The organism is Sphingopyxis sp. (assembly GCF_051861155.1).
Lineage (GTDB): Bacteria > Pseudomonadota > Alphaproteobacteria > Sphingomonadales > Sphingomonadaceae > Sphingopyxis.
In genome coordinates this window covers 284,404-308,575 of record NZ_JBHYDE010000002.1, presented here as the reverse complement: position 1 = coordinate 308,575, position 24,172 = coordinate 284,404, and the positions used below count along the sequence as shown (strand labels likewise).

Annotated in this window: 21 protein-coding genes; 5 read left to right on the top strand and 16 right to left on the bottom strand. The window is 64.9% G+C overall.

Going from position 1 to position 24,172, the window contains the following annotated elements; genetic code table 11:
* Positions 1-26: 26 nt before the first annotated feature.
* The 9 genes from ACTIFP_RS04720 to ACTIFP_RS04680 all read right to left on the bottom strand — a co-directional run bounded on the left by ACTIFP_RS04720 (position 27) and on the right by ACTIFP_RS04680 (position 9,178).
* Entirely contained in the window at positions 27-398 is a 372-nt protein-coding gene (locus tag ACTIFP_RS04720) for a tRNA-binding protein (protein ID WP_439567558.1), read from the bottom strand.
* A 109-nt stretch (positions 399-507) separates the two neighbouring features.
* Positions 508-2,514 (bottom strand): biotin carboxylase N-terminal domain-containing protein, encoded by a 2,007-nt coding sequence (locus ACTIFP_RS04715; RefSeq protein ID WP_439567557.1) that lies wholly within the window; start codon positions 2,512-2,514, stop codon positions 508-510.
* Positions 2,514-2,975 (bottom strand): lysozyme inhibitor LprI family protein, encoded by a 462-nt coding sequence (locus ACTIFP_RS04710; protein WP_439567556.1) that lies wholly within the window; start codon positions 2,973-2,975, stop codon positions 2,514-2,516. Before ACTIFP_RS04710 ends, ACTIFP_RS04715 begins: the two co-directional genes overlap by 1 nt.
* Complete coding sequence (gene bioB / locus ACTIFP_RS04705; protein WP_439567806.1) at positions 2,972-4,021, bottom strand: biotin synthase BioB; 1,050 nt, start codon at positions 4,019-4,021, stop codon at positions 2,972-2,974. The genes ACTIFP_RS04710 and bioB overlap by 4 nt, the downstream gene beginning before the upstream one ends.
* Positions 4,022-4,068: 47 nt before the next feature.
* Positions 4,069-6,315, bottom strand: a complete 2,247-nt coding sequence (scpA, locus tag ACTIFP_RS04700; RefSeq protein ID WP_439567555.1) for a methylmalonyl-CoA mutase — start codon at positions 6,313-6,315, stop codon at positions 4,069-4,071.
* Between the two features lie 202 nt (positions 6,316-6,517).
* Positions 6,518-6,958, bottom strand: a complete 441-nt coding sequence (gene mce / locus ACTIFP_RS04695; protein ID WP_439567554.1) for a methylmalonyl-CoA epimerase — start codon at positions 6,956-6,958, stop codon at positions 6,518-6,520.
* A 1-nt stretch (position 6,959) separates the two neighbouring features.
* Complete coding sequence (locus ACTIFP_RS04690) at positions 6,960-7,127, bottom strand: hypothetical protein (protein WP_439567817.1); 168 nt, start codon at positions 7,125-7,127, stop codon at positions 6,960-6,962.
* The gene (locus ACTIFP_RS04685; RefSeq protein WP_439567553.1) at positions 7,124-7,483 is read right to left on the bottom strand and encodes a hypothetical protein; all 360 of its coding nucleotides are present in this window, start codon (positions 7,481-7,483) and stop codon (positions 7,124-7,126) included. Before ACTIFP_RS04685 ends, ACTIFP_RS04690 begins: the two co-directional genes overlap by 4 nt.
* Positions 7,484-7,645: 162 nt before the next feature.
* Positions 7,646-9,178, bottom strand: coding sequence for an acyl-CoA carboxylase subunit beta (locus tag ACTIFP_RS04680; RefSeq protein ID WP_439567552.1), 1,533 nt, complete (start codon positions 9,176-9,178; stop codon positions 7,646-7,648).
* Positions 9,179-9,286: 108 nt separating this feature from the next.
* On the opposite strand from ACTIFP_RS04680, the gene ACTIFP_RS04675 reads away from it, so the two are divergent.
* Positions 9,287-10,696 carry a helix-turn-helix domain-containing protein gene (locus tag ACTIFP_RS04675; protein WP_439567551.1) on the top strand — a complete coding sequence of 470 codons (1,410 nt, stop codon included), beginning with the start codon at positions 9,287-9,289 and terminating at the stop codon, positions 10,694-10,696.
* Between the two features lie 101 nt (positions 10,697-10,797).
* Here the strand turns inward: ACTIFP_RS04675 and gor are convergent, their stop codons facing one another.
* Together gor and pgi are read right to left on the bottom strand one after the other, a co-directional pair.
* Positions 10,798-12,144: a glutathione-disulfide reductase gene (gor, locus tag ACTIFP_RS04670; RefSeq protein WP_439567550.1), complete on the bottom strand. Its 1,347-nt coding sequence runs from the start codon at positions 12,142-12,144 to the stop codon at positions 10,798-10,800.
* Positions 12,145-12,253: 109 nt separating this feature from the next.
* Positions 12,254-13,759, bottom strand: coding sequence for a glucose-6-phosphate isomerase (gene pgi, locus ACTIFP_RS04665; RefSeq protein ID WP_439567549.1), 1,506 nt, complete (start codon positions 13,757-13,759; stop codon positions 12,254-12,256).
* Positions 13,760-13,960: 201 nt separating this feature from the next.
* Here pgi and lepB point away from each other — a divergent pair, with 201 nt between their 5' ends.
* The 4 genes from lepB to ACTIFP_RS04645 are packed head-to-tail and all read left to right on the top strand — an operon-like array spanning position 13,961 to position 16,765.
* On the top strand, positions 13,961-14,854 hold the full coding sequence (gene lepB / locus ACTIFP_RS04660; protein ID WP_439567548.1) for a signal peptidase I: 894 nt from the start codon (positions 13,961-13,963) through the stop codon (positions 14,852-14,854).
* Complete coding sequence (rnc, locus tag ACTIFP_RS04655) at positions 14,851-15,531, top strand: ribonuclease III (protein ID WP_439567547.1); 681 nt, start codon at positions 14,851-14,853, stop codon at positions 15,529-15,531. The genes lepB and rnc overlap by 4 nt, the downstream gene beginning before the upstream one ends.
* Positions 15,528-16,421, top strand: coding sequence for a GTPase Era (gene era / locus ACTIFP_RS04650; protein ID WP_439567546.1), 894 nt, complete (start codon positions 15,528-15,530; stop codon positions 16,419-16,421). The genes rnc and era overlap by 4 nt, the downstream gene beginning before the upstream one ends.
* An 8-nt stretch (positions 16,422-16,429) precedes the next feature.
* Positions 16,430-16,765 (top strand): hypothetical protein, encoded by a 336-nt coding sequence (locus ACTIFP_RS04645; protein ID WP_439567545.1) that lies wholly within the window; start codon positions 16,430-16,432, stop codon positions 16,763-16,765.
* Here ACTIFP_RS04645 and ACTIFP_RS04640 read toward each other — a convergent pair.
* The 5 genes from ACTIFP_RS04640 to plsY all read right to left on the bottom strand — a co-directional run bounded on the left by ACTIFP_RS04640 (position 16,762) and on the right by plsY (position 24,162).
* Positions 16,762-17,886 carry a lipase family protein gene (locus tag ACTIFP_RS04640; protein WP_439567544.1) on the bottom strand — a complete coding sequence of 375 codons (1,125 nt, stop codon included), beginning with the start codon at positions 17,884-17,886 and terminating at the stop codon, positions 16,762-16,764. The genes ACTIFP_RS04645 and ACTIFP_RS04640 overlap by 4 nt on opposite strands.
* A gap of 151 nt (positions 17,887-18,037) precedes the next feature.
* Entirely contained in the window at positions 18,038-20,623 is a 2,586-nt protein-coding gene (topA, locus tag ACTIFP_RS04635) for a type I DNA topoisomerase (RefSeq protein WP_439567543.1), read from the bottom strand.
* 83 nt (positions 20,624-20,706) lie between these two features.
* Positions 20,707-22,344 (bottom strand): VWA domain-containing protein, encoded by a 1,638-nt coding sequence (locus ACTIFP_RS04630; RefSeq protein WP_439567542.1) that lies wholly within the window; start codon positions 22,342-22,344, stop codon positions 20,707-20,709.
* 115 nt (positions 22,345-22,459) lie between these two features.
* A complete protein-coding gene (dprA, locus tag ACTIFP_RS04625; RefSeq protein ID WP_439567541.1) occupies positions 22,460-23,545 on the bottom strand; it encodes a DNA-processing protein DprA in 1,086 nt (361 codons plus the stop codon).
* The gene (gene plsY / locus ACTIFP_RS04620) at positions 23,542-24,162 is read right to left on the bottom strand and encodes a glycerol-3-phosphate 1-O-acyltransferase PlsY (protein WP_439567540.1); all 621 of its coding nucleotides are present in this window, start codon (positions 24,160-24,162) and stop codon (positions 23,542-23,544) included. Before plsY ends, dprA begins: the two co-directional genes overlap by 4 nt.
* Between the last annotated feature and the right edge of the window lie 10 nt (positions 24,163-24,172).

The window sequence follows — 24,172 nt, the reverse complement described above, 5'->3', positions numbered from 1 at the left end:
AATGACCTAGCCCGCTGCCGGGACGATCAGAACAGCCGCGATCCGTTCGGGACCGGCACGTCGGGCGCAAACAGGATCACCGCGCCGTCCTCGTCAGCAAAGCCGAGCGTCAGCACTTCGGACAGATATTTGCCGATCTGGCGCGGCGGGAAATTGACCACCGCGGCGACCTGCCGCCCCACCAGTTCGTCCAGCGCATAACGATCGACGATCTGCGCGCTGCTTTTCTTGACCCCGATCGCGGGGCCGAAGTCGATCTTCAGCTTGAACGCGGGCTTGCGCGCTTTGGGAAAGGGGTCGGCTTCGACGATGGTGCCGATGCGAATGTCTACGCGGAGGAAGTCGTCGAAGGTGATGGGATCGGCGGCGGGGGCGCCGGTTTCGTGATCCAGGTGCATATCCCCAAACTCCGTTCGCCCTGAGCCTGTCGAAGGGCCGTTCTTCTCTTCCGCGTCGTAGGAGAAAGAACAGTGCTTCGACAAGCTCAGCACGAACGGGGTTGGGAAATCACTCCATCTCCAAAATCACCGCATCGACCGCCAGGCTGTCGCCCTGCACCGCGTTGACGCTTTTCACCGTCCCCGCCTTTTCGGCGCGCAGGATATTCTCCATCTTCATCGCCTCGACCGTCGCCAGCGGCTGGCCCGCCTCGACCTTGTCGCCCGCGCCGACGTGCAGCGCGACGAGCAGGCCGGGCATCGGACAGATCAGGAAGCGCGACAAGTCGGGCGGAATTTTTTCGATCATATGCCGGGTCAGCGGCGCGACGTGCCACGGCAATACCCGCACATCATGGATGCGCCCGCGCGTCGTCATCCGCCAGCCGGTGCGCGTCTTGGCGACCTTGACCGCCAGTTCGCTGTCGTCGATCTCGGCAATCACCAGCCGGTCGCCCGGCGTATATTCCAGCGCGATGTCGAGCTTCTCGCCATCGACCTTGATATGCTTGTGGCCCAGCTTCACCTTATGCGCAGTCCCGCCGACGGTGACCTGCCACTTGGCGGGCGGATCGAGCCGGTCGCCGAGCTGGCCATCGGTGCGCCGCGCGCGGTCGGCCTCGGCACTCGCCATAAAGCCCGCGATCGCCGCGAGCGCGCGCACGATATGATCCTCGGTCGCCGCGCCGTGGAAACCGTCGGGATATTCCTCGGCGATAAAGCCCGTCGTCAGTTCGCCCGAGCGGAAACGCGGGTGCTGCATGATCGCCGACACGAAATCGATATTATGCCCCAGCCCCTCGATCTCGAACCGGTCGAGCGCCGCGATCTGCTTGTCGGCGGCTTCGTCGCGCGTCGCGCCCCACGTGACCAGCTTGGCGATCATCGGGTCGTAGAAGATCGACACCTCGCCGCCCTCCTCGACCCCGGCATCGACGCGCACCCCGTCCTCACCGCGCGCGTTGCCCGCCCACGCCGGAACCGGAGTGCGATACCGCACCAGCCGCCCGGTCGACGGCAGGAAACCGCGATACGGGTCTTCGGCATAGACGCGGTTCTCGATCGCCCAGCCGTCGATCTTGATGTCGTCCTGCGTCATTTCGAGCTTTTCGCCCGCGGCGACGCGGATCATCTGTTCGACCAGGTCGATGCCCGTGATCGCTTCGGTCACCGGATGCTCGACCTGCAGCCGCGTGTTCATTTCGAGGAAGTAGAAGCTCTCGCCCGTCGGATCGGCACCCGACACGATCAGTTCGACCGTCCCCGCGCTATAATAACCCACCGCCTTCGACAGCGCGACGCACTGTTCGCCCATCGCCTTGCGCATCTTTTCGGTCACGAAGGGCGACGGCGCTTCCTCGACCACCTTTTGATGGCGGCGCTGGATCGAACATTCGCGCTCGTTGAGGTAGAGCGTGTTGCCATACTGGTCGCCGAGGATCTGGATCTCGATGTGGCGCGGGTTGAGGATGAATTTCTCGATGAAGACGCGGTCGTCGCCGAAGCTGCTCAGTCCTTCGCGCTTCGTCGCTTCGAAGCCTTCGCGGACGTCCTTTTCGTCATAGGCGAGGCGCATGCCCTTGCCGCCGCCGCCGGCGCTGGCCTTCATCATCACCGGATAGCCGATCTCGTTCGAAATCTCGACCGCATGCTCGGTATCACGGATTTCGCCGACGAAGCCGGGGACGACGTTGACGCCGGCTTCCTTCGCGAGCTTCTTCGACTCGATCTTGTCGCCCATCGCGGCGATCGCGTTCACCGGCGGGCCGATGAAGGCGATATTTTCTTTGGCGAGTGCCTCGGCGAAGCTGGTACGCTCCGACAGGAAACCATAGCCCGGATGGACGGCTTCGGCGCCGGTTTGCTTGCACGCGGCGATGATCTTGTCGGCGATCAGGTAGGACTCGGATGCGGGCGACGCGCCGATATGCACCGCCTCGTCGGCCATCTGCACGAAGGGCGCGCGCGCATCGGCGTCCGAATAGACGGCGACCGTCGCGATACCCATCCGCCGCGCCGTCTTGATGACGCGGCAGGCGATTTCACCGCGGTTGGCGATCAGGATTTTCTTGAACATCAGGGACGGCCTATCTTTTTGAGATTTTCAATTCGTTCGTGCGTAATTCCTGTCCGGCAATCTGAACGGACCTGATCCTCTGCCGAAGTTTCCTCAACGCCGAAGGCGACAACATCGCAATGTGCGTCGCGCCATAGTTTCCACGCGTTCTGCTCGTTCGTAACCAGTTCTGCCTGCCGATCGAGGTTATGACATTTCGTCGAGTTGGGCGGCGCGCAGGCTCGCAGCCGCTCCATCGCAAGAGTCAGTTCGCTCACGAGCCGTTTCTCAGCCTCTGCATAATCGCGCGTCGAGCAGGTAACCGGATCGTTCGCTTCGCAACCTGAGGGCTTCCATGGCTTGGTTTGCGCTTTGGCCGTCGGCGCCTCCGCCTCTCTCTTGGGCGAGCCCTCGCTGCACGCAGCCAAGGACAGAGAAATCGCCAGGCACCAGGACAACCTGCGTCGTGATGAATGCGTCACTCGGCCGCTTCCACCCGCATCGGCTCTTCGCTCTCCATCGGCCGTAGCCCCAGCTTCGCGAACAGCGCGGCGTCGGCGCTGTCGCCGCGGTTGCCGGTGGTGAGCAGCTTGTCGCCGGTGAAGATGCTGTTCGCGCCCGCCATGAAGCAAAGCGCCTGTGTCGCCTCCGACATGCTCTCACGCCCCGCCGACAGCCGCACCATGCTGCGCGGCATGGTGATGCGCGCGACCGCGACGGTGCGCACGAACTCGATGTCGTCGATCTTCGCGAGTGGGGTGTCCGCCAGCATGTCGCCCAGCACGGTGCCCTTCACCGGCACCAGCGCGTTGATCGGCACGCTGCCCGGATGTTCGGGCAAGGTCGCCAGCGCGTGGATGAAGCCGACGCGGTCGGCGCGCGTCTCGCCCATGCCGACGATGCCGCCGCTGCACACGTTGATGCCCGCGCTGCGCACTTCCTCCAGCGTGTCGAGCCGCTCCTGAAAGGTCCGCGTCGTGATGACATTGCCGTAATTTTCCGGCGAGGTGTCGATATTGTGGTTGTAGTAATCGAGCCCCGCAACCGCGAGCGTCTGCGCCTGTTCCTTGCTGAGCATCCCCAGCGTCATGCAGGTTTCCATGCCCATCTGGCGCACGCCCTCGATCATCTCGACGATCGCGGGCATGTCGCGGTCCTTGGGGTTGCGCCAGGCGGCGCCCATGCAGAAACGCTGCGACCCCGAATCCCTCGCCTGCGCCGCGGCTTGCAGCACCGCGCGGACATCCATCAGCTTGGTGGCTTTCAAGCCGCTGTCGGCATGCTTCGACTGCGAGCAATAACCGCAATCCTCGGCGCAGCCGCCGGTCTTGATGCTGAGCAGGGTGCACAGCTGGATCTCGCCGCGCGCATGGTGGCGGCGATGGACGCCCTGCGCCTCCCACATCAGTTCGTCGAACGGCAGGTCGTACAGCCCGGCGATTTCCTCGCGGGTCCAGTTGCGACGAACTTCATCGTCGCACCCCGGCGAAAGCCGGGGCCCAGGGCGGTCCAGAACCGTCGGTGCCATGTCGCTCTGGGCCCCGGCTTTCGCCGGAGAACGGTTAAGATTTGAATTCACGCAGCTTCTCCAATCGGCGGCATATTATGCCCCAGCAAGCGCAGCACATCGGCGGCGCATTCGACGACATTCGACCCCGGCCCATAAATCCCCTGCACCCCGGCATCGCGCAGGAAATCATAGTCCTGCGGCGGGATCACCCCGCCCGCGATCACCTTGATGTCGTTGCGGCCCGCTTCGCGCAGCTTGTGGATAAGTTCGGGGATAAGTGTCTTGTGGCCCGCCGCCAGGCTCGACGCGCCGACGACGTCGACCCCGCTGTCGAGCGCCAGTACCACCGTCTCGTCGGGAGTCTGGAACAGCGGTCCCGACACAATGTCGAACCCCATGTCGCCGAACGCCGACGCAATGACGTTGGCGCCGCGGTCGTGCCCGTCCTGCCCCATCTTGGCGACCAGCAATTTCGGCTTACGCCCCAGCCGCCGGGTGACCGCCTCGACCCCGTCCAGCACCTGCGCCCAGCGTGCGTCGCCCTCATAGGGCGCGGCATAGACGCCTTTCACCGGGGTCGGCTGGGTGCCATAGCGGTCGAAGCTTTCCTCCATCGCCGAGCTGATTTCGCCGAGCGTTGCGCGCGCCCGCGCCGCCTCGACCGCGAGCGCGAGCAGATTATTCTCAAACCCCGTTTGTGCTGAGCCTGTCGAAGCACCGTCCTTTTCTTCGCCGCCGCCCGAAGGCAAGGACGGCCCTTCGACAGGCTCAGGGCGAACGGAGTTGGGAGCCATCGCAAGGCGCGCGCCATCGCGCAGCGCGGACAGCGCCGCCTGGCACGCCGCTTCGTCGCGGCCCGCCTTGGTCTTCCTGATCCGCGCGATCTGGCCATCACGCACCTTGGCGTTGTCGACCTCGAGCGTTTCGAGCAGGTCTTCGTCCTTCAGGCGATATTTGTTCACACCGACGATCACATCGTCGCCGCGATCGACCCGCGCCTGCCGCGCCGCCGCCGCGGTTTCGATCATCGCCTTGGGCCAGCCCGCCGCGACGGCCTTCGCCATCCCGCCTTCGCTCTGCACGCGGTCGATGATCTCCTGCGCCGCGTCGACGAGCTGCTGGGTCAGCGCCTCGACATAGTAGCTGCCGCCCAGCGGGTCGACGACCTTGGTCATCCCGGTCTCTTCCTGGATCACGATCTGGGTGTTGCGCGCGATGCGGGCCGAGAAGTCGGTGGGCAGCGCGATCGCCTCGTCGAGCGCATTGGTGTGCAGCGACTGGGTGCCGCCCAGCATCGCCGCCATCGCCTCGATCGTCGTGCGCATCACATTGTTGTACGGATCCTGCTCGGTCAGCGACACGCCCGACGTCTGGCAATGCGTGCGCAGCATCTTCGACCGCTCGTCCTGCGCGCCCAATGTGGTCATCGCGCGGTGCCACAGCACCCGCGCCGCGCGCAGCTTCGCGATTTCCATGAAGAAATTCATGCCGATCGCGAAAAAGAAGCTCAGCCGCCCGGCGAATTTGTCGATGTCGAGCCCCGACGCGACGCCATATTTCACATATTCCATGCCGTCGGCGATGGTGAAGGCCAGCTCCTGCACCTGCGTCGCGCCGGCTTCTTGCATATGATAGCCGGAGATCGAGATGCTGTTGAACTTCGGCATCTCGCGCGACGTGTACCCAAAGATGTCGCTGATGATCCGCATCGAGGGTTCGGGCGGGTAGATGTACGTGTTGCGGACCATGAACTCTTTCAGGATGTCGTTCTGGATCGTGCCGTCGAGCAATTTGCGATCGACCCCCTGCTCCTCGCCCGCGACGATGAAGAACGCCAGGATCGGGATCACCGCGCCGTTCATCGTCATGCTGACCGACATCTGGTCGAGCGGGATGCCGTCGAACAGGATCTTCATATCCTCGACGCTGTCGATCGCGACCCCCGCCTTGCCGACGTCGCCGGTGACGCGCGGATGGTCGCTGTCGTAACCGCGATGCGTCGCAAGATCGAAGGCGACGCTGAGGCCTTTCTGACCCGCGGCGAGGTTGCGGCGATAAAAGGCGTTCGATTCCTCGGCGGTCGAGAAGCCCGCATATTGCCGGATCGTCCACGGCCGCCCCGCATACATCGACGCGCGCACGCCGCGGGTGAAGGGCGCGAAACCGGGCAGTCCGGGGTCTTCGCGCACATCCTCGGCCGTATAAAGCGGCTTGACGTCGATCCCCTCGGCGGTGTGCCAGGTCAGGTCTTTGCCCTTTACTTCCTTGGCGGCGGCTTCGGCCCATTGGTCGAGGGTGGGTTTGTCGGTCATATGCATTTCTCAACCTCATTCCCCTCTCCCCTTGCGGGAGAGGGTTGCGAAAACTTGGCAGCTTGCTGCCTAGTTGAAGCTGGGTGAGGGGTTGCGGTCCCAAAGGACCGCGCGGCCCGCCGGGCCGCAACCCCTCATCCAACTGCGGCTAGCGAACAAGTTCGCAAGCCTTCGTATCCTTCTCCCGCAAGGGGAGAAGGTATTAGTGTTCGCCCTTCGGCGTCTCCATAATCTCGGTCAGCACCCCGCCCATATCCTTCGGGTGCAGGAAGAAGATCAACGTCCCATGCGCCCCGATCCTTGGGCTCCCCAGCACCCGCTTGCCCAGCGCCTCGAATTCGGCCTTGGCGGCGTGGATGTCGGGCACTTCATAACAAACATGATGCTGCCCCCCCGCCGGGTTCTTCTCCAGAAACCCTGCGATCGAGGTGTTGCCGGGCAGCGGCTCGACCAGCTCGATCTGCGTGCCGTTCAGCGCCCCGTCAGCACCCGGCGTATCGACGAAACACACCTTCACCCCCTGCTCGGGCAGGTCGAACGGCGCGTGAATCTTCGTCGCGCCCATCACGTCGCGGTAAAAGACGATGCTGTCGGCGATGGAGGGCGTCGCAACGCCGATATGGTTCAAACGTCCAAGTTTCATCTCACCAACCTCCGTCATTGCGAGGAGCCGAAGGCGACGCGGCAATCTCCAGCGCGCGGGTCAGCGCAAGGCCGATAGCTGGAGATTGCTTCGCTGCGCTCGCAATGACGATGCTGTCGGCGATCGACGGTGTTGCGACGCCGATGTGGTTGAGGCGGCCTAGTTTCATTGCTCGGCCCTCGACACTGATAACTTAACATCGAAAAGTGGGAGCGCTTCTCCCGCCTCAAATTGATCAGCATTTGGCCACCGATCAGTGGGTTGTCCCTCACGTGCGATTGTTCCCATAGCTTGGAGTGAAAGCCGCCAGCCTTCTTGCATCGAGCGTTGCAACTCCTCCCGCGCATTCGTCCATTCTGAGTCACTCAACCCTAGAAAAAAGCAACACTCCGCACTTTGATCCTCTGGAAGGTAGCTAAACCAGCAGAAGCAGACGCTATCTTCGCCGAGTTCGGCGACTACGCGCCTGCCCCGTTCAAGAAGCATCTCGCTCGTGGCTAAAATCTTGTCGCGCTTGCCGATCATCAAGCTGGCGCCAGCGCTTCTCACTAATGTTGAAAGGGGGCCACCATGTCCCTGTGGCTCATATGCCCATTCAACACCTTGAAGGCCAAAGCACTGCTCATCGCTTGGGAGCAGCACTTGCGATGAAACAATTCCAGATGCGCGCCAAAACATATCATTTCCTCACAACGGAATATTATCGTGCTTCTTCCACGGGTTCTCCAACTGCTTGTTCCGCAGCTTGCGAAGCCCCAGCGCGATCCGCTTGCGCGTATTATGCGGGTGGATAACCTCGTCGATATACCCCCGTGACGCCGCGACGAACGGGTTCGCAAAGCGATCCTCATATTCCTTCGTCCGCTGCGCGATCTTTTCGGGGTCGCCGATGTCGCTGCGGAAGATGATCTCGACCGCGCCTTTCGCGCCCATCACCGCAATCTCGGCGGTCGGCCAAGCGTAGTTCAAATCGCCACGCAGATGCTTTGACGCCATCACGTCATAAGCGCCGCCATAGGCCTTGCGCGTGATCACCGTGATCTTGGGCACCGTCGCCTCGGCATAAGCGAACAGCAGCTTCGCGCCATGCTTGATGATGCCGTTAAATTCCTGCGCGGTGCCGGGCAGGAAGCCGGGGACGTCGACGAAGGTGATGATCGGGATTTCGAACGCGTCGCAGAAGCGCACGAAGCGCGCCGCCTTTTTCGACGAATTGATGTCGAGCACCCCCGCGAGCACCAGCGGCTGGTTCGCGACGATGCCGATCGTCCGCCCCTCGATCCGCCCGAAACCGCAAATGATATTGCCCGCATGCGCCGGCTGCACCTCAAAGAAATCACCCTCGTCGACCGTTTTGCGGATCAGCTCGTGCATGTCATAGGGCTGGTTCGCATTCGGCGGGATCAGCGTGTCGAGGCTCGGCTCGGCGCGGTCGAACGGGTCGCTCGTCGGGCGCACTGGCACCCCGCTGCGGTTGTTTTCGGGCAGATAATCGAAGAAATCGCGCGTCGCGAGCAGCGCCTCGATGTCATTCTCGAACGCCAGATCGGCGACCGAGCTTTTGGTCGTGTGGGTGATCGCGCCGCCGAGTTCTTCCTGCGTCACCACCTCGTTCGTCACCGTCTTGACCACATCGGGGCCGGTCACGAACATATAGCTGCTATCCTTCACCATGAAGATGAAGTCGGTCATCGCCGGGCTGTAAACCGCGCCGCCCGCGCACGGCCCCATGATCAGGCTGATCTGCGGCACGACGCCCGATGCCAGCACGTTGCGCTGGAACACCTCGGCATAGCCGCCGAGCGACGCGACACCCTCCTGGATTCGCGCGCCGCCGCTGTCGTTCAGGCCGATGATCGGGGCGCCGACCTTCATCGCATTGTCCATGACTTTCATCATCTTCTGCGCATGACGCTCAGACAGCGAGCCGCCGAAAACGGTGAAATCCTGGCTGAAAACATAGACGAGTCGGCCGTTGATCGTGCCCGATCCCGTGACGATGCCGTCGCCGGGGACGATCTGGTCCTGCATCCCGAAATCGGTGCAATTATGCTCGACATAGGTGTCGAGCTCTTCGAACGAGCCTTCGTCGAGCAGCACGTCGAGCCGTTCGCGCGCGGTCAGCTTGCCCTTGCTGTGCTGCGCATCGATGCGCTTTTGCCCGCCGCCCAAGGCAGCGGCGGCGCGGCGGCGTTCCATTTCGGCGATATTGGCGGACATTCGGCTCTCCCAACGCACTCAAAGCGTCACTTGCCCGCTTAGAGCCGCGCAGGCAAATGCGAATTTGCAAAGTTGCAAAGTGATAGTTTGCAAACTAGGCTGCCGCCGATGGTGCAAAACCGACTCTACGCTGGGCGGCAACTTCGCCAACTTCGGGAAGCCCGCAGCCTCCGCCAGTCGGATTTCGCGACAAAGCTCGGCATCTCGGCCTCTTACCTCAGCCAGATCGAGCATGACGACCGCCCGCTCACCCCGGCCCTCCTCGACCGGCTGCAACGCCTGTTCCCGCTCGAATGGGAAGAGGTCGCCGCCGACGCCGGCGATCGCCGCGCCGGAGCGCTGCGCGAAGCCGCCGCCGATCCTTTGTTCGCCGCCGCGCCGTTGCCGCCCGAGCAGCTGGAGCGCGCCGCGCTGCAACAGCCGCAGCTCGCGGACCAGTTCGTCGCGCTCCACGCCGCCTATCGCCGGGCGGGACAGCGCCTCCAGATCATCGACGAGGCGCTGACCGGCGGCACCGCCGAGGGCAGCCGCCTGCCGTGGGAGGAAGTGCGCGACTGGTTTCATGCCGCGGGCAATTATGTCGACAGCATCGACCGTGCGGCCGAGGCGCTCGCCGGGCAATTGCGCGGCCAAGCCCCCTCGCCCGCGATCGAGACGATCGAGCGACGGCTGCGCGATGCGCTCGGCATTTCGATCGTCTATCAACAGACGCAGACGCTGCGCGATTTTGACGCGACGATGCGCCATCTGGTGATCGACCCGTCGCAGCCCGCCGAAAGCCGGCGTTTCCAGCTGGCGCACCAGCTCGCCGCGCTGGCGCTGGCGCGCGAGATCGCGGCGGTGGTCGAGGCCAGCCCGCTGCGCACCGCGGCTGCGCGGCAATTGCTCCACGTCGGCCTCGCCAACTATGCCGCGGGCGCGGTGCTGATGCCCTACGCCCCCTTCCGCGCCAGCGCCCGCGCCGTGCGCCACGACATCGATCGGCTGCGGATGGATTATGGGGTCAGCTTTGAACAGGCGTGCCATCGCCTCTCGACCCTCCAGCGCCCCGGCGCGCGCGGCATTCCGATGTTTTTCTGCCGCGTCGACATGGCAGGCAACATCACCAAGCGGCACTCGGCAACGCGGCTGCAATTCGCGCGCTTCGGCGGCGCCTGCCCGCTGTGGATCGTTCACGAAGCGGCGGCGATCCCTGACCGCATCCTGTTCCAGCTCGCCGAGACGCCCGATGGCCTGCGCTATGTGTCGATGGCGAAGGGGCTGGTGAAACCGTCGGGCAGCTATGCGCGCAGCCCGCGCCGCTACGCCGTCGCGCTGGGGTGCGAGGCGCAATATGCGGGCGATTTCGTCTATGCCGACGGGGTCGATGTCACCGCGCCGCAGGCGGCGACGCGCATCGGCCTGTCATGCCGCATCTGCCCGCGCGACGATTGCGACCAGCGCGCCTTTCCGCCCAGCGATCGGCCGATTTTGGTCGATCCGGATCGACGCGATGTGGTGCCGTATCGGATTGGGTAAAAACCCGTCGCCCCCGCGAAGGCGGGGGCCGCTGTCGGATTACGCAGCGGCGAAGGACAATGCCGATAGCGGCCCCCGCCTTCGCGGGGGCGACGGTGATGCTACTTCAACAACACCAACTCTTCTGCCATGCTCGGATGCAGCGCCACCGTTGCGTCGAAATCGGCCTTGGTCAGTCCCGCTTTCACCGCAACCGCCGCCGCCTGCAGAATCTCGGGCGCGTCGGGACCGATCATGTGGAGCCCGACCACCTGGTCGGTCGCCTCATTGACCACCATCTTGTACAGCGCGCGCTCGTTGCGGCCCGCGAGGACGTTTTTCATCGCCCTGAAATCGCTCGTGTACACGCGCACGGTGCCCAGCTTGTTGCGCGCCTCGGCTTCGGTCATCCCGACCGCGCCGATCGGCGGATGGCTGAACACCGCGCTCGGGACATTGGCGTAGTCGACCACCGTCGGCTTGCCGCCGAACACACTGTCGGCAAAGGCCTGTCCCTCGCGGATCGCCACCGGGGTCAGCTGGATGCGGTTGGTGACATCGCCGACAGCATAGATGCTGGGGACCGACGACTGGTTGGTCGCGTCGACCTTGATCGCGCCATGGTCGTCGAGTTCGACCCCGGCCTCCTCTAGCCCCAACCCCTTGGTGTTCGGCACGCGGCCCGCGGCGACCAGCACGATGTCGGCGTCGATCGGGTCGGTATTGCCCAGATGGGCGGTCAGCGAGCCGTCTTCCTTCTTCTCGATCGACTCGAACGGCGCGTTGAAGCGGAATTCGATGCCCTTGGTCATCGAAATTTGCAGCAGCCGGTCGCGGATCTGCTCGTCATAACCGCGCAGGATCGTGTCGCCGCGATTGACGATCGTCACCTTGCTGCCGAATTCGTTGAAGATGCCGGCAAACTCATTGGCGATATAGCCCCCGCCCGCGATCACGACGCGCTTGGGCAGCTTGTCCAGATGAAACACCTCGTTAGAGGTGATCGCATGTTCGCTTCCCGGAAATTCGGGGACGTGCGGCCAGCCGCCGGTCGCAATCAAAATGCGTTCGGCGCTGATTTCTTGGCCATCGGCAAGTCGCACCTTCTGCGGTCCGACGATCGTCGCACGCGTTTTGAACAAAGTCACCTTGTGACTGTCCAGCGTCTGGCCATAAAGGCCTTCGAGCCGCGTCACCTCGGCCAGCACATTGTCGCGGAGGCGATCCCAGTCGAATTTGCAATCGGGGACGTCCCAGCCGAACTGCCGGGCGTCCTTCAGATCCTCGGCAAAGTGTGCGCCATAGACGAGCAGCTTTTTCGGCACGCAGCCGCGGATGACGCAAGTGCCGCCGACGCGATGCTCCTCGGCCACCGCGACGCGCGCGCCGTGCGATGCGGCGACGCGGGAGGCGCGAACCCCGCCCGACCCGGCGCCGATGACAAACAGGTCGAAGTCGAAATTGCTCATGTGGGAGACCCCTGAAACTGGATTGGCTGGCATTCGCAGCCCGCGCCTATGTGGTTACGCAGCGCCGCGATGCCAATCGATTTTTGCCATTACAGACAGTGGCGCGATCTCATTCGCCCAGCGCCGCCGCCATCAGCGCCTGCGTCGCGGGGTCGAATTCGACCGTTCCCTCGGCCAGCCCCTTCGCCATTTCCTTGCCCAGCTCGACCCCGAACTGGTCGAACGGGTTGATCCCGAGCAACACCGCATTGGCGAACACGCGATGCTCGTAAAAGGCGATCAGCGCGCCCAGCGCATGCGGAGTGACCTGATCGAGCAGGATCGTGGTCGACGGGCGATCGCCCGGATAATTGCGCGCACCGTCGGCGCTGGCGCGCCCCGCCATCAGCGCCGCGCCCTGCGCGATGCAATTGGCGACGAGCGTTTCGTGATGCGCTTCATCGAGCAGATGGTCGGGTTCGCGCGCGACGACAAATTCGACCGGGACCAGGTTGGTTCCCTGATGCAGCAGCTGGAACACCGCATGCTGCGCATCGGTGCCGACCCCGCCCCAGGTGATGGGGGCGCTATGCTGCGTCAGCGGCTGGCCATCCAGCGTCACCGACTTGCCGTTCGATTCCATCTCCAGCTGTTGCAGATAGCTTGGCAGGAGCCGTAGCCGTTCGTCATAAGCGAACACCGCGCGCGTCTGGCACCCCAGCCGGTTGGTGTAGAGCTGATCGGCGAAGGCCGCGAGCAGGCCGATATTGTCGGCGCCATCGGCGAGCCGGAAATGCCGGTCCATCTCGGCCGCGCCTTCGAGCAGATCTTCGAAGGCGTCCCAGCCGAGCGCCAGCGCGGCGGGAAAGCCGATCGACGACCATAGTGAATAGCGTCCGCCCACACTCTCGTTGAACGGCAGGATACGCGTCTCGTCGATCCCCCATTCGATCGCGCGTTCGGGCATCGCGGTCAGCGCGATGAAACGGCCGAGCGGGTCGGCAACCCCCGCCTCGTCCAGCCATTGCAGCGCCGAATTGGCGTTGAGCAGGGTTTCGGTCGTCGTGAAGGTCTTGGACGCGACCGCGACCAGCGTATGTTCGGGGCTGAATTTGGCAAAAGCTTCGTCGAGCGCCGCGCCATCGACGTTCGACACCACCGCGACGTCATACCGATCGCTGTGGCGACCCAGCGCATCGACGAGCAGGTCGGGGCCGAGCGCCGACCCGCCGATACCGATGTGGAGCAGGTGGCGGATTTCGCCGAACGCGCCCGCCTCGATCGCGTCGATCATCATCCGCATCCGCTGGTGCAGCGCCTGCGCGCGGTGGACCGATTCGGGAGCGCCGTCACCGCGCTCGGCGCTATGCTCGGCGGCGCGCTGCTCGGTCGGGTTGGCGATACCGCCCGAAAACAGCGTCTTGCGCCGCCCGTCGAAATCCTGTGCGGCGGCAAGCCGGGACAGGATCGCGACCGCGGCATCGTCGAGGTGCGTCTTGGCGAAATCGAAGCGGATGTCGGCCACGCTGCGCACCAGCGCCTGCAACCGCGCGTCGGGATCGGCGGTGACCAGGCCGGTCAGTTTCTGCGGCTGCCAGTCGGCGAGTGCCTGCCAGGCTTGGTCGGCGGTGGTCATCGAAATTCCCCTGATGGCCGTTCGGGTCGAGCGAAGTCGAGACATCAGTAGGGCATGCGCCACCAATGGGTATCTCGACTTCGCTCGAGACGAACGGGGATGAGATGTCGGCCCTTCTCTAAGCATCCCGCCCGCGCGACACCAGCGCCATCCGCCGATATTTGCTTGACGTGGCAACCTATTCATCGCCAATGCCGCGCGATGACCAATGCCAGCTTTACCGCCGATGTGACGCCCCCGACCGAGCCCGCGCCGTCGGCTCCGACCCCCGCGCCGGTATCCGCCAAGGAAGAGGCAGTCGACACCGTGCGCTTTCTTGCGCTGCTCGCGATCGCGGTGCTGATTTTCCGCAGTTTTTTCCTGTCACCGTTCAATATTCCGTCGGAATCGATGCAGCCGCGGCTGCTGATCGGCGACTATCTGCTCGTCAACAAAATGGCCTATGGCTATTCGAAATACAGCCTGCCGTTCAGCGTGCCGCTGATCCCCGGGCGTATTTTTGCGCGCACGCCTGAGCGCGGCGACGTTGTCGTGTTCAAGGCGCCGCCGGTCGCCGACAATGATTATATCAAGCGCGTCATCGGCCTGCCCGGCGACAGTGTACAGGTGAAGGACGGCATCGTCTGGCTGAACGATAAGCCGCTCAAGCGCGAAGCGATTGCCGATTTCGTGATCCCGGTGACCCCGAACATGATCGAAGCCTCGCGCACAACGGGCACCCTGCCCTGCTATTCGATGGAATTCGAAGAGGTCGCTGCCGACGGCCAGCGCCAGTGCCGGTACAAGCAGTTCAAGGAAGTGCTGCCGAGCGGCAAAAGCTATAACATCCTCGACATCACGACGATCCCAGAGGACAACACGCCGCTGACCATCGTCCCCGAAGGCCATTTGTTCCTGATGGGCGACAACCGCGACCGCAGCGCCGACAGCCGTTTCCCGGCGATGGAAAATCAGGGCATCGGCCTGGTCCCCGAGGAAAATCTCGTCGGCCATGCGCTCGTCGGCATGTTCTCGACCGACGGGTCGGCGAGCTGGCTCAATCCGATCAGCTGGTTCACCGCCGCGCGCTGGAGCCGCATCGGGGACGGTTTTTGACCGACAAGTTGGACACCGGGGCGCTCGCCGAGATCATCGGCTGCGCCCCGGGCGACGTGGCGCTCTATGATCTGGCGCTGACCCACGGCAGCACCGGGCGCGCCGATTACCAGCGGCTCGAGTTTCTGGGCGACCGCGTACTCGGGCTGGTGATCGCCTCCGAACTCTACACGCGCTTCCCCGCGGCCAGCGAAGGCGAGATGTCGTCGCGGCTCCACGTCCTCGCGTCGGGCGCGACCTGCGCCGCGATCGCGCAGCGGCTGAACCTCACCGACCTCGTCCGCTTCGGCGCGCAGGCGCGGAGCGACGGCGGCCGCTACAGCGACAATATCGCCGCCGACGCGATCGAGGCGCTGATCGGCGCACTCTATCTCGATCAGGGCGTCGAAGCGGCACGCGCCTTCATCCTGGCGCATTGGGGTGCGATGATCGACGGGCAGGCGGCGGCGCCCAAGCACCCCAAGGCGGCGTTGCAGGAATGGGCGCTGGCGCGCAAACGCCGTCCGCCCGAATATGAAATCGTCGCGCGCGAAGGCCCCGACCACGCGCCGCGCTTCCGCGTCGCGGTGAGCGTCGGCAAGCTCGCGCGCGCCGAGGCCGAAGGCGCCAGCAAACAAGCGGCCGAAAAGGCCGCAGCTGCGGCCTTGCTCGCCGAACTCGAAGGAACACAGGAATGACCCACCGCTGCGGCTTTGTCGCCGTCGTCGGCGCGCCCAACGCGGGCAAATCGACGATCGTCAACGCGCTCGTCGGCCAGAAAGTCGCGATCGTCAGCCCCAAGGCGCAGACCACGCGCACCCGGTTGATGGGTGTCGCGATGGACGGCGAAACCCAGATCGTGCTGATCGACACGCCGGGCATCTTTGCCCCCACCCGCCGCCTCGACCGCGCGATGGTTGCCGCGGCGTGGAACAGCCTCGACCAAGCCGAGGCGATCCTGGTGATGATCGACGCCGCTGCCAAGCTCGGTGAGCGCGCCGAGCGCGTGCTGCAAGGGATCGAGGGGCGGCCGGAGAAGAAATTCCTCGTCCTCAACAAGGTCGACCTGACCCGTAAGGACAAATTGCTGACGACCGCGACGACGCTCAACGAACGGGTCAAGTTCGACGAAACCTTCTTCATCTCGGCGAGTACCGGCGACGGGGTTCCCGAACTGAAAGCGCATCTGGCGAAACTGATGCCCGAAGGACCGTGGCATTTCCCCGAGGACGAGGTCAGCGACGCCCCCGAACGCATGCTCGCCGCCGAAATCACGCGCGAGCAGCTCTACCGCCAGCTCCACGAGGAGCTGCCATACCAATCGACCGTCGAGACCGAGAAATTCACCACCCGTCCCGACGGCAGCGCCGAAATCCACCAGCAGATCCTGGTCGCGCGTGACAACCAGCGCGCGATCATCCTCGGCCACAAAGGCGAGCGGATCAAGGAAATCGGCAGCAAGGCTCGCGCCGAGCTGACCGAGCTGTTGGGGCGCAAGGTCCACCTGTTCCTGCATGTGAAGGTCAAGGCGAACTGGGACGAAGACCGCAGCGTCTATCGCGACATGGGGCTCGACTGGGTCGATTGAGGACATTCATGGCCTTCGACCCTCTCAACACGCCGGCGGACCGTATGCGCGAGTGGAAGGCCTATCTTCTTGGCGGCGCCGTAATTTTGCTGATCCTCCTTGGCGGCAAGTTCGCGACAACTGGCGAAGACCATCTTGTAAACGGCACCGTGGTTCGCATCGAAAAAGTCGGTACAAAGCATTTGGATGTCCGCGCGGTGGTACGCCTCGATAATGGCGGCCAGATCGCTACCTCGCTTCCATCCCTCACCAACTGCCGTACAGGGTCGGAAATCAAACTGATACGGCGCGACAATATCGTTGGTAGAAGCTTCCGTCCCGCCATCGCCGCCTGCGCGGACTAAATCCGCCGGCAATCATTCGGCGGCGGATTGCCGTCGAAACGCGCGGTGATCCAGCCGATCGTTTCCTGGGCACTTTCGCGGGCGCTCGCGCCATGATCGCCGGTCATGTCGATCCAGCGTAGCGGCGTCCCGCGCCGGCAAACCGCCTTGGCAAATTTTCGCGTCACGGCCGGCGCGACGATCGTATCCTTGCTGCTTTGAGCGATCAGCAGCGGCCCCGGCACCCGCGCCGGATCGACGCTGTTCGCGCGCGCGAACGAGCCAAAAGGTTCGATCCTGGCAATGTCCTTGTTCCGCGTCGCGCGGGCGACGGTGAGGATGCCAAGGATCGTCCCGAGCTTCGGCTTCGCGTTCAGGCTGACGCAATTATTCTGTGCCAGCCGGTTGATGATGCCCTGGTTCGCCCGGTTGGCGATACCATCCATCGAAAAGCCATAGAGCGTCGACCAGCTGTGCAGCGCAAAGGACATAAGCAGGGCGCGCGCATTCTTATCGCTGCCCTCGCGCAGATTGGCGGCGAGGTCGGTCGGCGGTGCCGCCGCGGCCGTGGCGACAAGCGTGAGGTCGGGGGCGTAGGATCGCGCCGCCGTCGCCGTCCACAGCGCGGCATGGCCGCCCTGCGATTCGCCCCACACGGCAAAGCTGCTGCCCGCCGCCGCGCCCGGTATCTCGCGCGCGGCGCGCACTGCGTCGAGAACCGCATTGGCGGTATCGGTGCCGACAAGGAACGGGTGCATCGTCGGGCTGCCAAGCCCTATGTAATCGGGCGCAACGACGACATAGCCGCTGCGCACCGCGTCCATTCCGGCGGTATAGTCAAAGAAATTCGGGCTGAGCGAGGGGGCGCATTTTTCTGCGACGCCCCATGCGCCGTGGGTCCAGGCGATTACGCGGCGCGGGCGCAGCGGGATCGCCTCGCGCGGCGCGGCGACGATGCCGGTGACCTGGAACGACTGACCATTTTGGTTGGTCGTCCAATATTGGACGCGCCACGCCTGAACCCCGGCGGGGGTCTCAGCGATGGAGTCGGCCGCGATCAGGCGGCCCGCCTGCTGCGCCGCGGCCGGCAGCGCGAAGACCGACAGGACGATGAGCAGGACGGCAGCGAGCAGGTGGCGCATGAACGGTCTCCCCGGATGCGCCACGCTACCACGTTCAAACCAGTGCGTCATCCCGGCGAAGGCCGGGATCTCACCCTCGCCTTATATCGCAACGGCGAGATCCCGCACTTCGCCGGGATGACGATCGGCTGGGGGTTTGTTCCGACGAAGACTATTCCTTTGCCGCCGCCTTTTTTGCCGGAGCCTTCTTCTTCGCCGCCGGCTTCTTGGCCGCGGCCTTTTTCGGCGCGGCCTTCTTCTTGCCCTTCGCCGGCCCCTTGGCGGCGCGCGCATCGATCAGTGCGATCGCTTCCTCCAGCGTCAGCGTCGCCGGATCGCCGCTCTTGGGCAAGGTCGCGTTGGTCGTGCCGTCGGTGACATAAGGACCAAAACGCCCTTCCATCAGCTTCATCTCGCCGCCGCTGGTCGGGTGCGGGCCGAAGGTGTTGAGCGGTTCGGCCTTGGTGCGCCCGCGCCCGCCACCATTCGCGGCCTCGGCGATGCGGACGACCGCGGCGTTCATGCCGATGTCGAAGATTTCGGCGGTGCCGGTCAGCTTCGCATATTTTCCGTCGTGGAGCAGATAGGGGCCATAGCGTCCCAGCCCCGCCATGATCGGCTTGCCGCTTTCCGGATGCGTCCCGACCTCGCGCGGCAGGCTAAGCAACCGCAGCGCATAGTCCAAATCGAAATCCTCGCCCGGGATGTCCTTGGGGATCGACGAACGCTTCGCCTCCTTGCCCTCGCCGAGCTGGATATAGGGGCCGAAGCGCCCGCTGCGCTTGGTGACCTCCAGCCCGCTGTCGGGATCATTGCCCATCGTCTCGGGCCCGGTGTCGGCCTCGCCATTGCCGCCCGGCTGCGCGAACTTGCGGGTAAATTTGCAGTCAGGATAATTGCTGCACGCGATGAACGGCCCGAACTTGCCGCCACGCAGCGCCAGCTTGCCGGTGCCGCAATTGGGGCAAAGCCGCGGGTCGCTGCCGTCGCCCTTGTCGGGAAAGAGATAGGGGCCGAGGAATTCGTCGAGCGCCGCAGTGATCTCCGACGGCTTCTGTTCCATCACCTCGCCCGTACGCGGCTTGAAATCGCGCCAGAAGCGTTCGAGCACCGCCTGCCACTGCGCGCGGCCGCCCGACACATCGTCGAGTTCCTCCTCCAGCCCGGCGGTGAAGTCATATTGCACATAACGTTCGAAAAAGCGCTCGAGGAAGGCGGTGAGCAGCCGCCCGCTTTCTTCGGGGATGAAACGGTTCTTTTCGACCGTCACATAGGCGCGGTCCTTGAGCACTTGCAGGATCGATGCATAGGTCGACGGGCGCCCGATGCCGAGCTCCTCCATCTTCTTGACCAGGCTCGCTTCCGAATAGCGCGGCGGCGGCTGGGTCTCGTGGCTTTCGGTCTCGACGCCCGTTTTCGCGGGCGCGTCCCCCTTGGCCATTGCGGGCAGCAGGCGCGCGTCGTCGTCGTCCCCGGCGTCGGCATTTTTTCCAGAGCCGTTTACAGCGTCGTCACGGCTCTCATCATAGAGCGCCAGGAAGCCAGGAAATTTGATCACCTGCCCCGTCGCACGCAGCATCGTCTTGCCGGTGCCGTCGGTCAGGTCGATGCTAGTGCGTTCGAGCCGCGCCGATGCCATCTGGCTCGCCATCGCGCGCTTCCAGATCAGGTGGTACAGCCGCGCATGGTCGCCGCCGCCGGCCTTGTCCTTGCTGAAATCGGTCGGACGGATCGCTTCATGCGCTTCCTGCGCATTCTTGGCCTTGGTCTGATATTGCCGCGGCTGGTCCGGGACATAGCCGCCGTCGTAGCGCTTCGCGATCGCCTTGTGCGCCGCGCTGATCGCGCTGCCGTCCATCTGGACGCCGTCGGTTCGCATATAGGTAATCGCGCCGTCCTCATACAGCCCCTGCGCGATCCGCATCGTGTGGCTGGCCGAAAAGCCCAGCTTGCGCGCCGCTTCCTGCTGCAAGGTCGAGGTCGTGAACGGCGGCGGCGGGTTGCGCGTCAGCGGCTTGGTTTCGACCAGATCGACGGTGAAATGCCCTGCCTTCACGTCGGCTTCGGCAGCACGCGCATCGGCCTCGTTGGTGATCGTCAGCCGCTCGATCTTGTCGCCGCGCCACCGCGCGAGCCGCGCCCGAAACGGCGTACCCGCCATTTCGAACAACCCGGTAATCGACCAATATTGCTGCGCAACAAACGCCTCGATCTCGCGCTCGCGTTCGACCACCAGCCGCAGCGCAACCGACTGGACGCGCCCCGCCGATTTGGCTCCGGGCAGCTTGCGCCACAGCACCGGCGACAGCGTGAAGCCGACCAGATAATCGAGCGCGCGGCGGGCGCGATACGCATCGATCAGATCGTCGTCGAGCGCGCGCGGCGCCGCCATCGCGGTCAGCACCGCATCCTTGGTGATGGCGTTGAAGGTAACGCGGTCGACCGCGGCGGGCAGCGCCTTTTTGCTGCGCAGCAATTCCTGCACATGCCAGCTGATGGCCTCACCCTCGCGGTCAGGGTCAGTCGCGAGGATCAGGCGATCGGCGCCCTTGGCCGCGTCCTGGATTTCCTTCATCCGCTTGGCCTTGTCAGGATACAGCAGCCACTGCATCGCAAAGCCATCGTCGGGATCGACCGACCCGTCCTTGGGCGGCAAGTCGCGGACATGGCCATAACTGGCCAGCACCTTGAAATCGCGTCCCAGATATTTCTCGATCGTCTTTGCCTTGGCGGGCGATTCAACAATTACCAACTGCATTAAAAACTATCCCCGTCACCGGCTCTCACATGTACGCGCGAGGGTGGCGGGGATCGCTTGTTTCCGTCAAGCCGGATTTTTCGTCATCCGTCCTGCCATCTGAAATCGGCGGGCAGGATACATTTGCCCGCGTCATATTTGCCGACGCTGCGGATGATTTCCTGATCCTCGGGCTCGATCCGGCGGCCGCTGATCTGACTGTCGACGACGCGGCGGACCAGAGCGTCAAGCTTGGTCACCAGATAACAATCGATCGCCGGCGGCGCGTGCGGGTTGCCGACGCCGCTGTCGTCGGTCAGGAACAGATAGCGCGACTGGGTCGCCGCGGCCATCGCGCGCATCGCATATTCGGCCTTGTCGGCGACCCCCGACGCCGCGACCGGGGTGATGTGGATGCGCCGCGCCCGCGCCGCTTCGGCGGCCTGCCAGGTCCGTCCGAACAGCTGGTCATGCGGCGGCGCGTCGGCGACGAGCAGCAGCGACTTGACCGCGTCGGGGCGCCATTCCTGTGTCACCGCGCGGATCAGCGCCTGGTCCATTGCCTCGGGATAATCGCCGCCGCCGTTCGCGTGCTGCCGCGCCAGCGCACCCTGAACGCGCCCGACGTCGCGATCAAAGGCGACGGTGCGCGTGACATAATCGTCGCCAAGGTCGCGGTAGAAGACAAAGCCGATGCGGATGTCGAGGTTGCGGTGCTTGGCGGTGATCGACGCGATGATCGATCGCAGCTCGGACTGGAGAAAGCTGATCTCGTCGCCCATACTGCCAGTGGTGTCGACCACCAGCATCAGGTCGAGCTTGGTTACCTTCGTTGCCGCCTGGCTGGCGGTCAGCCCGACCAGTTGGCCGCCCGCGGCATTGGCGACCAGTACCGGGCGCGCATCGGCGATGGTGCGCCCCGCCTTGCGCGCGGTCACGGTGATCCGCTCGCTCAGCCGATCAAGGCCCGGAAAGAAGACCGCGCTCCCGTCGGCCTGTGTCGCCATGGTGATGCTGTTGCCGTCGCTGCACGTCACGACGACGTCGGCAAAGGGGATCGGCTGGCCGCTGCGGTCGTTGACCTTGACCGTCACGACCCGCGTCGTGTCGACGCGCGGCAGGCTCTGCACCTCCTGCCCCAGATTGCCGCTGCGGTTGACATAAGCGGCATAGAGTTCGGGATTGAGAAGATCGTCATGCTCGCCCGCGGTCAATATGCCCGATTGCGGCTGCGGCCGCGGATAGGGGCGCGGCGGCATGACGGGCAATACTGCGCGCGAACTCGCCGATGCGGGCTCATCCGCAGTGGCGGTATCGCGTACCTCATCGCTCAGCCCATCGTCCGAAACGATCGTGACCGGCGACGCCGATTCCAGCATCGGCGCCCTGATCCGCGATCCCGTGACGATCACCTCGCCATCCTCATCCCCGGCGTAGCCACCGACCGCTTCGGCCGCCGATGACCCGGTAGCCGCCGAGGCCGGAAGCTCCAGCACAACCGGCGGGGGCGGCGGAGGCGCCGGCGGAGGCGGAGGCGGCGGGCCGCGGCGGGCCAGTGACGCGCCGTCATTCGCCTGCACTCGTGCATCGGTCTCGGCGGCGAGCCGCGGCAGCGGGTCGGCGTTGCGGCAGAACCCCTGCCCGGGAACCGGCCTCGTCTCGGCCATCGCAAAGGGCATCGGCCCGGGTGCCGACGCCAGCACCGCGACCATCGTCACGCTCGTCATCAATCGGCTGCGCATCATCCAACTCCCCGCCATGTGACACAATATCATCAAACTGTCGTTCGGCCGCTGAACCGTGGCTGAACCGCGATGAATGGTTATATTGCGGGCGGTTAGTATGCTGTGCCGGGGGTCACACCAGCGAAATCTTGGCTCCGGCATGGCGTTCGACGCGCCCTGCAAGCTCGAGCTCGAGCAGGACGAGCTGCACCGTCGCCGCCGCTTGCCCCGACTGGCGCACCAGTTCGTCGACCGCAACCGGGGTTGGGCCGAGCAGGCCAACCACCCTCCGCCGTTCGCGGTCGCCCGCTGCCGCTTCGGTCGGCGCTGCGGCATAGCCGCGCGCTGGTTCGCGCACCATGCGCGTGTCGATCGGCCCAACCGCCTCGATCACGTCGTCGACGGTCTGGATCAGCGTCGCCCCCTCGCGGATCAGCAGGTTGCAGCCTTGCGCGCGCGGATCGAGCGGCGAGCCGGGGACCGCCATCACTTCGCGCCCATAGTCGCCGGCGCGCCGCGCCGTGATCAACGACCCCGACCGCGGCGCCGCCTCGATCACCACCGTGCCGTGCGCCAGCCCGGCGATGATCCGATTGCGCGACGGGAAATGGCGCGCCAGCGGTTCGCTGCCCGGCGGCTGTTCGGCGATCAGCAACTGATCGGCCGCGATCTTTTCCTGGAGCGCAGCATTTTCGGGCGGAAAGGCGATGTCGATGCCGCTGGCGATCACTCCGACCGTCGATCCGCCAAGCGCACCGATATGCGCCGCGGTGTCGACCCCGCGCGCCAGCCCGCTGACCACCGTGACGTCGCGCGCCGCCAGGTCGGCGGCGAGCTGACGCGCAAAGCGGCACGCGATGGCAGACGCATTGCGCGCGCCGACGATCGCGACACACGGCCGCCGCAGCATGGCGGTATCGCCGCGCACGACGATTACCGGCGGTGCGCCCTCGACCTCGCGCAGCAGCGGCGAATAATCCGGCTCGTCGCTGAAAATATGTCGCGCGCCTAAGTCGGCGGCGCGCGCAAACTCACGCTCGGCCACATCGACGGAGGCAATCCGCGCCTTGCCCGCCCCGCCGCGCAGTGCCAGGTCGGGCAGCGCGTCGAGCGCCGCCTCGCCCGATCCGAAGCGCAGCATCAACTGGTGCCAGCTGACCGGGCCGACATGCGGGGTGCGGATCAGCCGCAGCCGCGCCAGCCGTTCGGCTGGGGTCATGCCCCGCCAACCTCTTTCGGGCCATCCTTTTTGGCACCGATCCGCGGCTCGGTTCCGGCGCGCAGCCGTGCGATATTTTCGCGGTGCCGCCACAGCACGATGACCGCCAGTCCCGCAAGGCCGATCGCATAGACCGGATAGCCGAACGCGAGCGCGGCGACCGGCGCCGCGACCGCGCCGAGCATCCCGCCCAGCGACGAGATGCGCAACAACAGCACCGCGCCGATCCACACCGCCGCAAAAACCAGCCCGATCGGCCATGCGAGTGCAAGCGCGAGGCCGAGCAATGTCGCGACCCCCTTGCCGCCGCGAAACTTCAGCCACACCGGATAGCAATGGCCGATCATCGCCGCGGCGCCCGCGATCATCGTGCCCTGGTCGCCAAGCTCGGGTACGAACTGCCGCGCCAGCAGCACCGCGACCGCGCCCTTCGCGCCGTCGAGGATCAATGTCGCCGCCGCCAGCCCCTTGCGCCCGGTGCGCAGCACATTGGTCGCGCCGATATTGCCCGACCCGATCTGGCGCAGGTCACCGGCGCCGAACAGGCGGGTCAGAATGACGCCAAAGGGGATCGAGCCGAGCAGATAGCCCATGGCGATCAGCGATAAAGTCGTCATGGCAATCCCT

What these genes read in the sequence shown, in the direction of transcription:
- ACTIFP_RS04720 (WP_439567558.1), bottom strand. Translation starts at nt 398, where the DNA reads ATGCACCTGGATCACGAAACCGGCGCCCCCGCCGCCGATCCCATCACC.
- ACTIFP_RS04715 (WP_439567557.1), bottom strand. Translation starts at nt 2,514, where the DNA reads ATGTTCAAGAAAATCCTGATCGCCAACCGCGGTGAAATCGCCTGCCGC.
- bioB (WP_439567806.1), bottom strand. Translation starts at nt 4,021, where the DNA reads ATGGCACCGACGGTTCTGGACCGCCCTGGGCCCCGGCTTTCGCCGGGG.
- scpA (WP_439567555.1), bottom strand. Translation starts at nt 6,315, where the DNA reads ATGACCGACAAACCCACCCTCGACCAATGGGCCGAAGCCGCCGCCAAG.
- mce (WP_439567554.1), bottom strand. Translation starts at nt 6,958, where the DNA reads ATGAAACTTGGACGTTTGAACCATATCGGCGTTGCGACGCCCTCCATC.
- ACTIFP_RS04690 (WP_439567817.1), bottom strand. Translation starts at nt 7,127, where the DNA reads ATGAAACTAGGCCGCCTCAACCACATCGGCGTCGCAACACCGTCGATC.
- ACTIFP_RS04685 (WP_439567553.1), bottom strand. Translation starts at nt 7,483, where the DNA reads ATGATCGGCAAGCGCGACAAGATTTTAGCCACGAGCGAGATGCTTCTT.
- ACTIFP_RS04680 (WP_439567552.1), bottom strand. Translation starts at nt 9,178, where the DNA reads ATGTCCGCCAATATCGCCGAAATGGAACGCCGCCGCGCCGCCGCTGCC.
- ACTIFP_RS04675 (WP_439567551.1), top strand. Translation starts at nt 9,287, where the DNA reads ATGGTGCAAAACCGACTCTACGCTGGGCGGCAACTTCGCCAACTTCGG.
- gor (WP_439567550.1), bottom strand. Translation starts at nt 12,144, where the DNA reads ATGAGCAATTTCGACTTCGACCTGTTTGTCATCGGCGCCGGGTCGGGC.
- pgi (WP_439567549.1), bottom strand. Translation starts at nt 13,759, where the DNA reads ATGACCACCGCCGACCAAGCCTGGCAGGCACTCGCCGACTGGCAGCCG.
- lepB (WP_439567548.1), top strand. Translation starts at nt 13,961, where the DNA reads ATGACCAATGCCAGCTTTACCGCCGATGTGACGCCCCCGACCGAGCCC.
- era (WP_439567546.1), top strand. Translation starts at nt 15,528, where the DNA reads ATGACCCACCGCTGCGGCTTTGTCGCCGTCGTCGGCGCGCCCAACGCG.
- ACTIFP_RS04645 (WP_439567545.1), top strand. Translation starts at nt 16,430, where the DNA reads ATGGCCTTCGACCCTCTCAACACGCCGGCGGACCGTATGCGCGAGTGG.
- ACTIFP_RS04640 (WP_439567544.1), bottom strand. Translation starts at nt 17,886, where the DNA reads ATGCGCCACCTGCTCGCTGCCGTCCTGCTCATCGTCCTGTCGGTCTTC.
- topA (WP_439567543.1), bottom strand. Translation starts at nt 20,623, where the DNA reads ATGCAGTTGGTAATTGTTGAATCGCCCGCCAAGGCAAAGACGATCGAG.
- ACTIFP_RS04630 (WP_439567542.1), bottom strand. Translation starts at nt 22,344, where the DNA reads ATGCGCAGCCGATTGATGACGAGCGTGACGATGGTCGCGGTGCTGGCG.
- dprA (WP_439567541.1), bottom strand. Translation starts at nt 23,545, where the DNA reads ATGACCCCAGCCGAACGGCTGGCGCGGCTGCGGCTGATCCGCACCCCG.
- plsY (WP_439567540.1), bottom strand. Translation starts at nt 24,162, where the DNA reads ATGACGACTTTATCGCTGATCGCCATGGGCTATCTGCTCGGCTCGATC.